The organism is Streptomyces sp. NPDC126497 (assembly GCF_040302425.1).
Classification (GTDB): Bacteria; Actinomycetota; Actinomycetes; order Streptomycetales; family Streptomycetaceae; genus Streptomyces.
The window spans coordinates 33,370-46,757 of record NZ_JBEORT010000003.1; the positions used below are offsets into that span (position 1 = coordinate 33,370).

Below are 13,388 nucleotides of genomic sequence, written 5' to 3' on the forward strand. Positions count from 1 at the left end.
GCGCGACGTCCTAGAAGTCCTCGTCCAGGTCGACCGTGCCCTCCACGGCGACCTGGTACGCGGACGGGCGTCGCTCGAAGAAGTTCGTCAGCTCCTGGACGCCCTGGAGCTCCATGAAGGAGAACGGGTTCTCCGAGCCGTACACCGGCGCGAAGCCCAGCCGCACCAGCCGCTGGTCGGCGACGCACTCCAGGTACTGCCGCATCGACTCGGTGTTCATGCCCGGCAGCCCGTCCCCGCACAGGTCGCGCGCGAACTGCAGCTCCGCCTCGACCGCCTCGCGCAGCATGTCGGTGACCTGCTGTCCCAGCTGCTCGTCGAAGAGCTCCGGCTCCTCCTTGCGCACGGTGTCGACCACGTCGAAGGCGAAGGACATGTGCATCGTCTCGTCGCGGAACACCCAGTTGGTGCCGGTGGCCAGTCCGTGCAGCAGACCCCGGCCGCGGAACCAGTAGACGTAGGCGAAGGCCCCGTAGAAGAACAGGCCCTCGATGCACGCGGCGAAGCAGATCAGGTTCAGCAGGAAGCGGCGGCGGTCGGCCCGCGTCTCCAGCCGGTCGATCTCCTCCACCGAGTCCATCCACCTGAAGCAGAACTCGGCCTTCTCCCGGATGGACGGGATGTTCTCCACGGCCGCGAAGGCCGCCGCCCGGTCGTCGGGGTCGGGCAGATAGGTGTCCAGCAGGGTCAGGTAGAACTGGACGTGCACCGCCTCCTCGAAGAGCTGCCGCGACAGGTACAGCCGCGCCTCGGGGGAGTTGATGTGCTTGTACAGGGTCAGCACCAGGTTGTTCGCCACGATCGAGTCGCCCGTCGCGAAGAACGCGACCAGCCGGCCGATCAGGTGCTGCTCCTCGGGGCTGAGCTTCGCGAGGTCGGCCACGTCCGAGTGGAGGTCGACCTCCTCCACGTGCCAGGTGTTCTTGATGGCGTCCCGGTAGCGCTCGTAGAAGTCGGGGTAGCGCATGGGGCGGAGGGTCAGCTCGAAGCCGGGGTCGAGCAGGTTCTTCGTCGTCATCACTGGCAGGCCTCGCAGGACTCGGGGTTTTCCAGGGAGCAGGCGACGGCCTCGGGGTCGGCCGCCTGCTGAACGGGGACGGTGGTCCGGGCCGCCGCACGGGCGATCCGGGTGGCCGGGCGGGAGCGCAGGTAGTACGTGGTCTTCAGGCCCTGCTTCCAGGCGTAGACGTACATCGAGGAGAGCTTGCCGATGGTCGGCGTCTCCAGGAACAGGTTGAGCGACTGCGCCTGGTCCAGGAACGGGGTGCGGGCGGCGGCCATGTCGATCAGACCGCGCTGCGGGATCTCCCACGCCGTGCGGTACAGCCGGCGCACCTCCTCGGGGATCCACGCGAAGTCCTGCACCGAGCCGCCCGCCTCGCGCAGCGCCTCACGGGTGCGCGCGTCCCACACCCCGAGCCGCTTCAGGTCGTCCACCAGGTACGAATTGACCTGGAGGAACTCCCCGGACAGCGTCTCGCGCTTGAACAGGTTGGACACCTGCGGCTCGATGCACTCGTACACGCCCGCGATCGAGGCGATGGTGGCGGTGGGCGCGATCGCCAGCAGCAGCGAGTTGCGCATCCCGGTGGCCGCGATCCGCGTCCGCAGCGCCGCCCAGCGCTCCGGCCAGGTGAGCTCGGCGTCGTAGTGGTCGGGGTGCAGCACGCCCCGGGCGGTACGGGTCTTCTCCCAGGCCGGGAGCGGGCCGCTGCGCTCGGCGAGGCCGGCGGAGGTCTCGTACGCGGCGAGCATGATCCGTTCGGCGATCCGCGTGGACAGCGCCTTCGCCTCCGGGGAGTCGAAGGGCAGCCGCAGCTTGAAGAAGACGTCCTGCAGGCCCATGGCGCCGAGACCGACGGGGCGCCAGCGGGCGTTGGAACGGCCCGCCTGTTCGGTCGGGTAGAAGTTGATGTCGACGACCCGGTCCAGGAACGTCACGGCCGTGCGCACGGTCTCGTCCAGGCGTTCCCAGTCGACGTCCCCGTCCGCCACGAAGGCGCCGAGGTTGACCGACCCCAGGTTGCAGACCGCCGTCTCCCCGTCGTCGGTGACCTCCAGGATCTCCGTGCAGAGGTTGGAGGAGTGGATGACGTGGCCCGGCTCGGCGGTCTGGTTCGCCGTGCGGTTGGCGGCGTCCTTGAAGGTCATCCAGCCGTTGCCGGTCTGTGCGAGGGTGCGCATCATGCGGCCGTACAGCTCACGGGCCGGGAGGGTCTTCCTCGCCAGGCCCCTCGCCTCGGCGGCCCGGTAGGCCGCGTCGAACTCCTCGCCCCACAGGTCGACCAGTTCGGGCACGTCCGCCGGGGAGAACAGCGACCACGGCCCGTCGGCGTCCACCCGGCGCATGAACTCGTCCGGCACCCAGTGCGCGAGGTTCAGGTTGTGCGTGCGACGGGCGTCCTCACCGGTGTTGTCGCGCAGCTCCAGGAACTCCTCGACGTCGGAGTGCCAGGTCTCCAGGTAGACCGCCGCCGCCCCCTTGCGCCTGCCGCCCTGGTTCACGGCGGCGACCGAGGCGTCCAGCGTCTTGAGGAACGGGACGATGCCGTTGGAGTGCCCGTTGGTGCCGCGGATCAGCGACCCCCGGGCGCGGACGCGGGAGTAGGACAGGCCGATGCCGCCGGCGTGCTTGGAGAGGCGGGCGACCTGGTGGTAGCGGTCGTAGATCGAGTCCAGCTCGTCCCTGGGGGAGTCCAGCAGGTAGCAGGAGGACATCTGCGGGTGCCGGGTGCCGGAGTTGAACAGCGTGGGGGAGGAGGGCAGGTAGTCCAGCCGGCTCATCAGCCCGTACAGCGCGGCGACCTCGTCCACCGCGCGGGTGCTGTCGTCCTCGGCGAGGCCGCAGGCCACCCGCAGCAGGAAGTGCTGGGGCGTCTCGACGACCTTGCGGGTGAGCGGGTGCCGCAGCAGGTAGCGGCTGTACAGGGTGCGCAGGCCGAAGTAGCCGAAGCGGTCGTCGGCCCGGGGGTCGACCAGCGCGTCCAGGCGGGCGGCGTGCAGCCGGACGAATCCGGCGGTCCGGTCGGCGATCAGCCCCTCGCGGTGCCCGGTCGCGACGGAGCCGGTGAACGAGGTGACGCCCTGCGAGGCGGCCTCGGCGCGGATGCCGATGGTCAGCAGCCGCGCGGCGAGCCGGGAGTAGGCCGGGTCCTCCGAGATGAGCCCGGCCGCCGCCTCGGTGGCGAGTTCCCGCAGCTCCGCCTCGTCGGCCGCCGCGGACCGGCCGCGCAGCGCGGCGGCGGCGACCCGGCCGGGGTCGGCGTCGGGCAGGTCGGCGGTCAGCTCGGTCAGGGTCCGCAGCAGCGCGGCACCGGGGCCGCCGCTCTCCTCGGTCATGTCGCTCGCTGAGGCCGGATCGGCTGGCGCGATGGTCACGTGGGGCTCTCCCTCGCTCGGCACGGGGGCCTCGAAGAGCGCAGGGGGCAGTACACGAACGCACACGGGCGTCGCGTCCGCCGGCCCATTCCGCGAGGCCCGGACGTCCAGGCACCCGGACCGGACGGCCGGGCGCACTGTCGGCAGGTCCTCGGACTGACGCCCACGCGCACGCGGGCATGGGTACACCGTTGCGGGACAGTTCCGGATTCACACCGGATTCCCCTGCGGCGACAGCGAGCACGAGCATACATCTTGTGCCAGGCGTCGCCGACAACCCCATATCTTGTGTCGCGTTGGTTTCAGAGCGTCAACTCATAGGTGAGGAGCATGATGTCGTCCAGCTCCGGCAGCGGGTTCCAGTCGCGCTCCGGGGTGCGGGTGAACCCCAGCCGCTCGTAGACGCGGTGGGCGGAGTACATGGTGCGCTGGGTCGACAGCACGATCCGTACGCAGCCCTCGGTGGCCCGTGCCCGGTCGACACAGGCACGCACCAGGGCCTCCCCGGCGCCCCTGCCCCGTCCCGTGCGGGCGACCGCGAGCATCCGGATCTCCGCCTCGCCCGGCCCCGCCAGGTCGGCCATCGGACCGGGGCCCGGCACGAAGGTCACCCCGCCGAGCAGCGCCCCGTTCTCCACGGCGACCAGCACCTCGGCGGTGGCCGCCCGCTTCGCCACGTTCCCGAGCTCACCGAGGTACGCGTCGTCCTCCCCGAAGTCGAGCAGCCCGTCCAGCAGATAGGCCTGCGCGGTGATCTCACCGAGTTCCTCGTGCTCGCCGGGTTCCACCGGCCGGATGACGATGTCCATGGGGGGAGTGTGCCGGACGGGTACGACGACGGGCCGCCGGATTCCTCCGGCGGCCCGTCCTCCGGTGCGGCCACGGCGTCAGTGGCTGCTGCCCGCCGTGGCCGGCGGGAGCTCCACCTGGACACCGGGGTCGCCCGCGTCCGCCGTGTAGTCCTCCGGCTTGGTCTGGTCGATGCCCTCGGGTGCCTTGAGGGCCCGAAGGACGAAGGTCAGGACGACCGTGACCAGGACGTTGAGCACGAACGCGGTGAGACCGATGTAGCCGATCTCGCCGATGCCCGGGATCTCCTTCGACGACCCGCCGAAGTGCTTCTGCGTCGGCGAGGCCACCCCGTACGCGGCGACCGTGCCGTAGACCATGCCGACCGCCCAGCCGCCGATCAGCGCCCAGCGGTGGAACCAGCGGGTGAACAGACCGCCCACCAGCGCCGGGAAGGTCTGCAGGATCCAGATGCCGCCCAGCAGCTGGAAGTTGATCGCGACCGTCTTGTCCATGGTCAGGACGAAGGCGAGGGCGCCCACCTTCACCAGCAGGGACACGATCTTGGAGACCTGGGTCTCCTGCTTCGGCGTCGCGTCCGGCTTGATGAAGTCCTTGTAGATGTTGCGGGTGAAGAGGTTCGCCGCCGCGATCGACATGATCGCCGCCGGCACCAGCGCGCCGATGCCGATGGCTGCGAAGGCCACGCCCGCGAACCAGTCCGGGAACATGTTCTCGAAGAGCTGGGGGATCGCCAGCTGGCCGTTGCTGACCTTGACCCCGGCCGCGATCGCCATGAAGCCGAGCAGCGCCAGCAGGCCCAGCATCAGGGAGTACAGCGGCAGGATCGTGGTGTTGCGGCGGATCACCTCACGGCTGCGCGAGGACAGCGTGGCCGTGATCGAGTGCGGGTACATGAACAGCGCGAGCGCCGAGCCCAGCGCCAGCGTGGCGTACGTCCACTGGCCCGCCTCGCCCGGCACCGTCGCACCGCGCGGTGCGCCCGTGGCCGGGTTGGTCTGGCCGTACGCCTCGCCCGCCTTGGCGAAGATCTCGTCGAAGCCGCCCAGTTTGATCGGGATGTAGATGATCGCCACCGCGATGACGACGTAGATCAGCGTGTCCTTGACGAACGCGATCAGCGCGGGCGCCCGCAGGCCCGACGAGTACGTGTACGCCGCCAGCACGCCGAAGGCGATCAGCAGCGGCAGGTCCTTGACGAACCAGTTGGTGTCCTCGCCGCCGCCGACGCCCATCACGTCCAGCACGGCCTGGATGCCGACCAGCTGGAGCGCGATGTACGGCATCGTCGCCAGGATGCCGGTGACCGCGACGGCCAGCGACAGCCCCTTGGAGCCGAACCGGCCGCGCACGAAGTCGGACGTCGTCACATAGCCGTGCCGGTGCGACACCGACCACAGCCGGGGCAGGAAGGTGAAGATCAGCGGGTACACCAGGATCGTGTACGGCACCGCGAAGAAGCCGGCCGCGCCCGCCGCGTAGATCGCCGCCGGCACGGCCACGAAGGTGTACGCGGTGTACAGGTCGCCGCCGAGCAGGAACCAGGTCACCCAGGTCCCGAAGGACCGCCCGCCCAGGCCCCACTCGTCGAGGCTGTGCTCGTTCTCGGCCCTGCGCCAGCGCGAGGCCATGAAGCCCATCGCCGTGACCAGCAGGAAGAAGAAGACGAAGACGGCGAGCGCCACGCCGTTCACACCGTCGTTCACCGCGCCGCACCGCCCTTCGCGGCCGAGCGGGCGCGCTGGTCACGCTGCCAGAGCTTGTACGCGACCATCGTCAGGGCGGTCGAGATCAGCACCCACAGCATCTGGTACCAGTAGAAGAACGGGATGCCGATGAACACCGGGTCGGTCTTCGCGTAGGACCCGACCCACAGCATGGCCACGAAAGGTGCGACGAGGCAGAGGGCGATGACGACGCGCGCGGGCGTCACCACCGGCCCTCCGCCGGTTTCTGGGGCTTGTGACATCAGACGGCTCCCGTCCCCTCACTGATCACCGGCGGTCATGCGCAGGAAATGTAGATCAGGGGGCGGCGCGGTCGTAACCCCTCGTCCGCACAGCGGCGCCCGGGCGCCGCCCCGCCGGGGGGCGACAGCGGCGCGGGCGGGCTCAGTCCTGGGGGCGCTTCAGGCGCGCGACGAACTTGTACCGGTCGCCCCGGTACACCGACCGCACCCACTCCACCGGCTGTCCGTCCCGGTCCCGCGAGTGCCGGGACAGCATCAGCATCGGCAGGCCGACGTCGGTGCCGAGCAGACCGGCCTCGCGCGGAGTGGCCAGGGACGTCTCGATGGTCTCCTCGGCCTCCGCGAGACGGACGTCGTACACCTCGGCGAGGGCGGTGTAGAGGGAGGTGTACTTCGTCAGGCTGCGGCGCAGCGCCGGGAAGCGCTTGGCGCTCAGATGGGTGGTCTCGATGGCCATCGGCTCACCGTTGGCCATGCGCAGCCGCTCGATGCGCAGCACCCGCCCGCCGGCCGTGATGTCGAGCAGCCCGGCGAGCCGGTCGTCGGCGGTGACGTAGCCGAGGTCCAGCAGTTGCGAGGTGGGTTCCAGGCCCTGGGCGCGCATGTCCTCGGTGTACGAGGTGAGCTGGAGAGCCTGGGAGACCTTGGGCTTGGCGACGAAGGTCCCCTTGCCCTGGATGCGCTCCAGACGTCCCTCGACCACCAGCTCCTGGAGCGCCTGGCGCACGGTGGTGCGCGAGGTGTCGAACTCGGCCGCCAGGGTGCGCTCGGGCGGGACCGGCGTGCCGGGCGGCGCCGTCTCGGTCATGTCGAGCAGGTGCTTCTTCAGCCGGTAGTACTTGGGCACACGCGCCGTACGGACCGTGGTCCCACCCTCGTTCTCCGCACTGCTGACGTCGGTGCTCATGCTCTGCCTTCCCGGCTCCGGGTGCCGAAACGACCGGCGTCCCGTCGGTCGCGGCTGACATCGTGGCACGGCTCGGGGCGGGGATGTGCCCCGCACGCTCCGTGATCTCCCTTGTATACCCCTGGGACGGGGGATGGTCCAGACCACGCAGGGGCGTTCAGACGCCCTGCCAGTCCGGCTTGTTCGCGTAGGTGTGCCGGAAGTAGTCGGCGAGCTTCAGCTTGGCGGCGGCGGCCTCGTCGACGACCACCGTGGCGTGCGGGTGGAGCTGCAGCGCGGACGCCGGGCACACCGCCGCCACCGGTCCCTCGACGGTCGCGGCGACCGCGTCCGCCTTGCCCTCGCCGGTGGCGAGCAGGACCAGGTGGCGGGCCTCCAGGATGGTGCCGATGCCCTGGGTGATCACGTGGTGCGGGACCTGGTCGATGTCACCGTCGAAGAAGCGGGCGTTGTCCACCCGGGTCTGCTCGGTCAGCGTCTTGATCCGGGTGCGCGAGGCCAGCGAGGAACACGGTTCGTTGAATCCGATGTGCCCGTCCGTGCCGATCCCGAGCAGCTGGAGGTCCACGCCGCCGGCCTCGGTCAGCTCCCGGTCGTAGGCCTCGCACGCGCCCTGCACGTCCTCGGCGGTGCCGTCGGGGCCCATGAAGGCGTCCATCCCGATGCCGAGCGGTTCCAGCACCTCGCGCCGGAGCACCGAACGGTAGGACTCGGGGTGGTCGGCGGGCAGTCCCACGTACTCGTCGAGCTGGGCGATCCGCGCCCGTGAGGTGTCCACGGCGCCGGAGCGCACCCGGGCCGCCAGCGCCTCGTAGACGGGCAGCGGCGTCGAGCCGGTGGCCACGCCGAGCAGGGCGTCGGGCTTGCGTCGCAGGAGCCGTGCCATGGCCCCGGCGATGAGCTCGCCGCCCGCCTTGGCGTCCGCAACGATGACAACTTCCACGGTGGGCCTGCCGATCTTCTGGAGGACTCGACTGGGACCGGATCCGTGCGCGTGGATCCGCAGGGTGGTGCAATGTGGTTTAGACCAATCTCAATCTAACAGAGCGGGCGCGGTGGCCGCGCGCCGAAATTGCCCCGCCCGACCGGCTCCGTGCGGGGGTCCCACGGGTTAGGCTGCGTGACGGACGCCCGTGCGTCCGGGCGGGCGACGGCGCGGCACCGGCCGGCGGCGTCCGGCGCATTTACAGGAGTAGTGGTCTAGTCCACAATGCACAGGAGACACACCAGAAGCCTGCCTTCCCCGCACAGGAAGGCGGAACCGAGGAACCGGAGCTCTCTGCCCTGACTGCCCCGGCTCCTCGTCGCTCGGCCGACCGGGACCGCACACCCCACGGCCGACGTAGCTCCGGGCTGCGGTGCCGGGAGGGTTGAGGGTCCCTCTCAGGCGCCGCGGCCCGCGGGTGTTCCGCGGTCCCGCGGACCGCCGGGTACGCTCGCTGACGTGCCCTCCATGAACGAACTCGTACGCCAGCACACCGCCCTCGACGACACCGATCTCGAGTGGCTCCACCTGCTGGTCTCGGAGTGGCAGCTGCTCTCCGACCTCTCCTTCGCCGACCTGGTCCTGTGGGTCCCCACCCGCGACGGCACCCGCTACGTCTCCGTCGCCCAGATGCGGCCCAACACCGGCCCGACCTCGTACCAGGACGACATGGTCGGTCACCTCGTCCCGCGCGGACGCCGCCCCATGCTGGACGCGGCCCTGGACGAGGGACGGATCGTCCGCGAGGGGGACCCGGAGTGGCGCGAGGAGGTCCCCGTACGGGTCGAGTCCATCCCCGTGCGGCGCGAGGGGCGCGTCCTCGGCGTCATCGCGCGCAACACCAACCTGCTCACCGTGCGCACCCCGAGCCGGCTGGAGCTGACCTACCTCCAGAGCGCCTCCGACCTCGCGCAGATGATCGCCGCCGGATCCTTCCCGTTCGCGAACCAGCAGCTCGAGATGGACGCCTCGCCCCGGGTCGGCGACGGACTGATCCGGCTCGACGCCGACGGCATCGTCCAGTACGCCTCCCCGAACGCCCTGTCCGCGTACCACCGCATGGGCCTCGCCGCCGACCTGGTGGGTCATCACCTCGGACAGACCACCGCCGAACTGGCCCCCTCCCGCGGTCCGGTGGACGAGGCGCTGGCCAAGGTCGCCAGCGGCTGGGCCCCGCGCGAGTTCGAGATCGAGGCGCACGACGGGGTGATCCAGTTCCGGGCGATCCCGCTCAAGCCGAAGGGGACGCGCATCGGTTCGCTGGTGCTGCTCCGTGACGTCACGGAACTTCGCCGCCGCGAACGAGAGTTGATCACCAAGGACGCGACCATCCGGGAGATCCACCACCGGGTGAAGAACAACCTCCAGACGGTGGCGGCGCTGCTCCGCCTGCAGGCGCGGCGCATCGGGTCCGAGCGCGGCCGTGCGGCGCTGGAGGAGGCGGTGCGCCGGGTGGGGTCCATCGCCATCGTGCACGAGACGCTGTCCCAGAACCTGGACGAGCGGGTGGAGTTCGACGAGATCGCCGACCGCGTCCTCGCGATGGTCGCCGAGATCTCCCCGGGCAAGGTCACCGGTCGGCGCTCGGGCCGCTTCGGGATACTCGACGCCGAGGTCGCCACCCCGCTGTCGATGGTGCTGACCGAGGTGCTGCAGAACGCCCTGGAGCACGGTTTCGCCGAGGGCGACACCGGCACCGTCGAGGTGTCGGCGGTCCGCGGCGGCACCTCGAAGGAGACCCGCCTGCTGGTCACCGTGCAGGACGACGGAGTGGGGCTGCCCGAGGACTTCGACCCGCACACCGCGGGCAACCTCGGCCTGCAGATCGTGCGGACCCTGGTGGAGGGCGAGTTGGGCGGCACCTTCGACATGGTGCCGGCGCCGGAGCGGGGGACCAGGGTGATCCTGGACATCCCGGTGCAGTCGGACAAGTAGCGGGCGCGGACGGCACGGAGCCCCGGACCGCTGAAGGCGGCCGGGGCTCATGCTCAACTGCGCGCTGCGGCTCGGGGGCGGGAGATGCGTACACGCCGTACGCGCCGCCAAGCTCAGGCTGTCAGCAGGGGTGGGTTGTCAGGCGGAGGCCTGACGGGCCCGGTTGCGGGCGGCACGGCGCTTCATCGCGCGACGCTCGTCCTCGCTGAGACCACCCCAGACGCCGCTGTCCTGACCGGACTCGAGCGCCCACTGCAGGCAGCTCTCGATCACCGGGCAGCGACGGCAGACGGCCTTGGCTTCCTCGATCTGCAGCAGCGCAGGACCGGTGTTGCCGATGGGGAAGAAGAGCTCGGGGTCTTCCTCGCGGCAAACGGCGTTGTGACGCCAGTCCATGGCTGCTACCTCTCCTGGGTATGTACTGCGATTGCTTGTGAATGTGAACGCTTTCACGAATCCCCCGACAAGGGAAGGGCCGACCGCCAGGTTCCCTGGCGTGGTCCTTGGGTTTGAAGAGGGATTCCGGCGATCTGTGGAGGCCGGTGTTGCGGGGCCGTCCTGATCGCCAAGAAGAGACTCGCAAACCTCGGCGGCGGATACAACCCCTTCCGGAAAGTTTTTTTTGATTCTTCGGTGTCGACTAGGTCACAGCCGTACTTCCATGGGGTGGATCCTGGCCTAAACGTTCGACTGAAAGGACTTTGGCCCTTTCTGCTCACACAATCACACGCAGTGCACGGCGTACGCCTGTGAACGTCACGCTGGTTCGCAGCCCCAGGTGGTCACCGTCCATCTGGAGGGGCAGCGGCACCTTCGAATGCAAGGTGAAGCCCGTCAGATCGTGCCGGGAGACCGCGTGCCTGCCACGGGGTCCGCGCTCCGGGGACGAAGTGAGCAACTGGGTGCCATACCGGGCAACCGCGGCGGTGGAGAGCCGCCTCAGACCGAAGAGGTCGAGCGCGGTGTCGAACGAGGCCTGGGGCGAGGCGTAGATCGGGCGATTGCCGAGGAACGTCCAGGGCGAGGTGTTCGAGACTATGGAGAGCACCAGATCGGTGACCGGTTCCTCGCCCGGGTGCTCCAGCGTGATCACCCCGCGCCGGCGGTGCGGATCGCCGAGCAGCTGACGGACCACCTGACGCATGTACAGCGCGTGGGTCGACTTCCTGCCGCGCTCCCGCTGCTGCTCCACCCGGCCGACCACCCCGGCGTCGAAGCCCAGCCCCGCGTTGAAGGTGAACCAGCGGGCCGGGACGGCCTCGTCCTCCGAGCCCGGCGTGCCCGAGGTCAGCCCCAGGCCCACGGTGCGCTCCCGGCCCTCGCGCAGCGCGTCCAGCAGGACGCCGGTGGCCTCCACGGGCTGGTTGGGCAGACCCAGGGCGCGGGCGAAGACGTTGGTGGAGCCGCCGGGGACCACGGCGAGACCGGGCAGGTGCTCCGGATCGGGCCCCGCGTGCAGCAGACCGTTGACCACCTCGTTGACCGTGCCGTCCCCGCCGAGCGCCACCACCAGGTCGATGTCGTCGCTCTGCGCGGCCTGCCGGCCCAGGTCGCGCGCGTGTCCGCGGTACTCGGTGGTGACCGCCTCGAGCTTCATCTCGCTGGCGAGCGCGTGGATCAGCACGTCACGCGTACGCGCACTGGTGGTGGTAGCCGCCGGGTTGACCACGAGAAGTGCACGCATGACGTGCAGGGTACCTACTGAGCGGTACCGGGCCCAGACCGAGGCGGGTCGGGAGCGGTGGCCGGGGGCGTGAGCCTCGACACGGGTCGGGCCTGCGGCGAGGGCTACCCTTCAGGGGTGAGCAGTCAGCAGACCCCCGCCCCGGACACCACCGGCCCCCGCCCGCGCCGTCTGACGTACGCCGCGGCGCTGGCCGCCCTGGAAGGGCTCGCGATGGTGGCCGTCGGAGGGTGGATGGCGGTCCTCGCCGTCACCGGCGAACCGGACGACCGCCGGCAGGCCGTCACCGGCGGGGTGACGCTGATCGTGCTCGCGCTGCTCCCGCTGCTCGCCGCGCGGGGGCTGTTCGCCCGACGGGGCTGGAGCCGCGGTCCCGCCGTCATCACGCAGATCATCGCGCTGCCGGTGGCCTACAACCTGCTGCGCTCCGACAGCGTGGCCATCCCCGCCGGGATCGCGCTCGCCGTCGTGGCCGTCACCGCCCTCGTCCTGCTGGTCAACCCCGAGACGACCCGGGCCCTCGACATCCGGGGGCCCGGGAGCGCCGGGAAGTAGCGCCCGGGCGGCACCGGGTCACTCCTCCACGAGCAGCTTCTCCCGCAGCTGGGCCAGGGTGCGGGCCAGCAGCCGGGAGACGTGCATCTGCGAGATGCCGACCTCCTGGGCGATCTGCGACTGGGTCATGTTGCCGAAGAAGCGCAGCAGCAGGATCCGCTTCTCGCGCGGCGGCAGGTCCTCCAGCAGCGGCTTGAGCGACTCCCGGTACTCCACGCCCTCCAGCGCCTCGTCCTCGGCGCCGAGGGTGTCGGCGACCGCCGGGGACTCGTCGTCGGTGTCGGGGACGTCCAGGGACAGCGTGGAGTACGCGTTCGCCGACTCCAGGCCCTCCAGGACCTCCTCCTCGGAGATGGCCAGCTTCTCGGCCAGCTCGTGCACCGTGGGGGAGCGCCCGTGCAGCTGGGAGAGTTCCGCCGTGGCCGTGGTGAGCGCCAGCCGCAGCTCCTGCAGCCGGCGCGGCACCCGCACCGCCCAGCCCTTGTCGCGGAAGTGCCGCTTGATCTCGCCGACGACCGTCGGCGTCGCGTACGTCGAGAACTCCACGCCCCGGTCGGGGTCGAAGCGGTCGACCGACTTGATCAGCCCGATCGTGGCGACCTGGGTGAGGTCGTCCAGCGGCTCACCGCGGTTGCGGAAGCGGCGCGCGAGGTGCTCGACGAGCGGCAGGTGCATGCGCACCAGACGGTTGCGCAGCTCCGCGTACTCGGGGGTGCCGTCCTGCAGCGCGCGCAGCTCGAGGAACATGGCGCGCGCTCCGCTGCGGTCCTGCGGGCCCTGGTGCGCGTGCCCGTCCTGGGTGCCCGCGGTGCCGGGGGCGCTCCGCGCGCCCCGGGCGGCGGGCGCACGCGGTGCCTGGTCCTCGGCGTGTCGCTCGTGCTCGCTCATCGTCCCGCCCGTCGCCCTTCCCCGAGCGCTCGACTCGTCCCCCGCCGTCGGCCCGGCCCCGGCGGGGGAGCCACCCTGACCGGGAGCGGCCCCGGCCGGGCCGGCCGGGGGCGCGCTCCGTGCGGCACCGCCGGACTGCCCGCCGCCCGGGGGGACGGTCTCCGAGGAGTCGTCCTCCGGATGCGGCCGGGCCTGCTCGGGGATGCCGTCGATGCCGTCCGGCACGCGCTCGGCCGGCAGCTCCCGTGTGCCGCGTTCTTCGTCCCGCACCGGCCCG

12 protein-coding genes and 1 riboswitch are annotated in these 13,388 nt (G+C 70.9%); of the genes, 2 read left to right on the forward strand and 10 right to left on the reverse strand.

The window, feature by feature from the left end:
• Window positions 1–10: 10 nt before the first annotated feature.
• The 7 genes from ABTY20_RS02530 to nagB all read right to left on the reverse strand — a co-directional run bounded on the left by ABTY20_RS02530 (window position 11) and on the right by nagB (window position 8,007).
• Entirely contained in the window at window positions 11–1,018 is a 1,008-nt protein-coding gene (locus ABTY20_RS02530) for a ribonucleotide-diphosphate reductase subunit beta (RefSeq protein ID WP_351995169.1), read from the reverse strand.
• The gene (locus tag ABTY20_RS02535; protein ID WP_351995345.1) at window positions 1,018–3,339 is read right to left on the reverse strand and encodes a ribonucleoside-diphosphate reductase subunit alpha; all 2,322 of its coding nucleotides are present in this window, start codon (window positions 3,337–3,339) and stop codon (window positions 1,018–1,020) included. The genes ABTY20_RS02530 and ABTY20_RS02535 overlap by 1 nt, the downstream gene beginning before the upstream one ends.
• A gap of 164 nt (window positions 3,340–3,503) precedes the next feature.
• A riboswitch (cobalamin riboswitch) is annotated at window positions 3,504–3,668 on the reverse strand.
• A 12-nt stretch (window positions 3,669–3,680) separates the two neighbouring features.
• Window positions 3,681–4,187 (reverse strand): GNAT family N-acetyltransferase, encoded by a 507-nt coding sequence (locus tag ABTY20_RS02540; protein WP_351995170.1) that lies wholly within the window; start codon window positions 4,185–4,187, stop codon window positions 3,681–3,683.
• A gap of 78 nt (window positions 4,188–4,265) precedes the next feature.
• Entirely contained in the window at window positions 4,266–5,894 is a 1,629-nt protein-coding gene (gene mctP, locus ABTY20_RS02545; RefSeq protein ID WP_351995171.1) for a monocarboxylate uptake permease MctP, read from the reverse strand.
• The gene (locus ABTY20_RS02550) at window positions 5,891–6,157 is read right to left on the reverse strand and encodes a DUF3311 domain-containing protein (RefSeq protein WP_351995172.1); all 267 of its coding nucleotides are present in this window, start codon (window positions 6,155–6,157) and stop codon (window positions 5,891–5,893) included. Before ABTY20_RS02550 ends, mctP begins: the two co-directional genes overlap by 4 nt.
• 142 nt (window positions 6,158–6,299) lie before the next feature.
• Window positions 6,300–7,064: a GntR family transcriptional regulator gene (locus tag ABTY20_RS02555; RefSeq protein ID WP_351995173.1), complete on the reverse strand. Its 765-nt coding sequence runs from the start codon at window positions 7,062–7,064 to the stop codon at window positions 6,300–6,302.
• A 157-nt stretch (window positions 7,065–7,221) separates the two neighbouring features.
• Window positions 7,222–8,007 (reverse strand): glucosamine-6-phosphate deaminase, encoded by a 786-nt coding sequence (gene nagB, locus ABTY20_RS02560; protein ID WP_351995174.1) that lies wholly within the window; start codon window positions 8,005–8,007, stop codon window positions 7,222–7,224.
• A gap of 510 nt (window positions 8,008–8,517) precedes the next feature.
• Here nagB and ABTY20_RS02565 point away from each other — a divergent pair.
• Window positions 8,518–9,984 carry a sensor histidine kinase gene (locus tag ABTY20_RS02565; RefSeq protein WP_351995346.1) on the forward strand — a complete coding sequence of 489 codons (1,467 nt, stop codon included), beginning with the start codon at window positions 8,518–8,520 and terminating at the stop codon, window positions 9,982–9,984.
• A 138-nt stretch (window positions 9,985–10,122) separates the two neighbouring features.
• On the opposite strand, the gene ABTY20_RS02570 is transcribed toward ABTY20_RS02565, so the two are convergent.
• Both ABTY20_RS02570 and ABTY20_RS02575 read right to left on the reverse strand, forming a co-directional pair.
• Window positions 10,123–10,380, reverse strand: a complete 258-nt coding sequence (locus tag ABTY20_RS02570) for a WhiB family transcriptional regulator (protein WP_030219886.1) — start codon at window positions 10,378–10,380, stop codon at window positions 10,123–10,125.
• Between the two features lie 319 nt (window positions 10,381–10,699).
• Entirely contained in the window at window positions 10,700–11,668 is a 969-nt protein-coding gene (locus tag ABTY20_RS02575; RefSeq protein WP_351995175.1) for a diacylglycerol/lipid kinase family protein, read from the reverse strand.
• A 117-nt stretch (window positions 11,669–11,785) separates the two neighbouring features.
• On the opposite strand from ABTY20_RS02575, the gene ABTY20_RS02580 reads away from it, so the two are divergent.
• Window positions 11,786–12,223, forward strand: coding sequence for a hypothetical protein (locus ABTY20_RS02580; RefSeq protein WP_351995176.1), 438 nt, complete (start codon window positions 11,786–11,788; stop codon window positions 12,221–12,223).
• A gap of 18 nt (window positions 12,224–12,241) precedes the next feature.
• Here ABTY20_RS02580 and ABTY20_RS02585 read toward each other — a convergent pair whose 3' ends face one another.
• Window positions 12,242–13,381 (reverse strand): RNA polymerase sigma factor SigF, encoded by a 1,140-nt coding sequence (locus tag ABTY20_RS02585; RefSeq protein WP_351995177.1) that lies wholly within the window; start codon window positions 13,379–13,381, stop codon window positions 12,242–12,244.
• Window positions 13,382–13,388: the final 7 nt, after the last annotated feature.

Excerpts from the sequence above, each read along its gene's own strand:
- ABTY20_RS02540 (WP_351995170.1), bottom strand. The coding sequence starts at position 4,187 with ATGGACATCGTCATCCGGCCGGTGGAACCCGGCGAGCACGAGGAACTC.
- ABTY20_RS02530 (WP_351995169.1), bottom strand. The coding sequence starts at position 1,018 with ATGACGACGAAGAACCTGCTCGACCCCGGCTTCGAGCTGACCCTCCGC.
- ABTY20_RS02535 (WP_351995345.1), bottom strand. The coding sequence starts at position 3,339 with ATGACCGAGGAGAGCGGCGGCCCCGGTGCCGCGCTGCTGCGGACCCTG.
- ABTY20_RS02555 (WP_351995173.1), bottom strand. The coding sequence starts at position 7,064 with ATGAGCACCGACGTCAGCAGTGCGGAGAACGAGGGTGGGACCACGGTC.
- ABTY20_RS02550 (WP_351995172.1), bottom strand. The coding sequence starts at position 6,157 with ATGTCACAAGCCCCAGAAACCGGCGGAGGGCCGGTGGTGACGCCCGCG.
- ABTY20_RS02570 (WP_030219886.1), bottom strand. The coding sequence starts at position 10,380 with ATGGACTGGCGTCACAACGCCGTTTGCCGCGAGGAAGACCCCGAGCTC.
- ABTY20_RS02575 (WP_351995175.1), bottom strand. The coding sequence starts at position 11,668 with ATGCGTGCACTTCTCGTGGTCAACCCGGCGGCTACCACCACCAGTGCG.
- ABTY20_RS02565 (WP_351995346.1), top strand. The coding sequence starts at position 8,518 with ATGAACGAACTCGTACGCCAGCACACCGCCCTCGACGACACCGATCTC.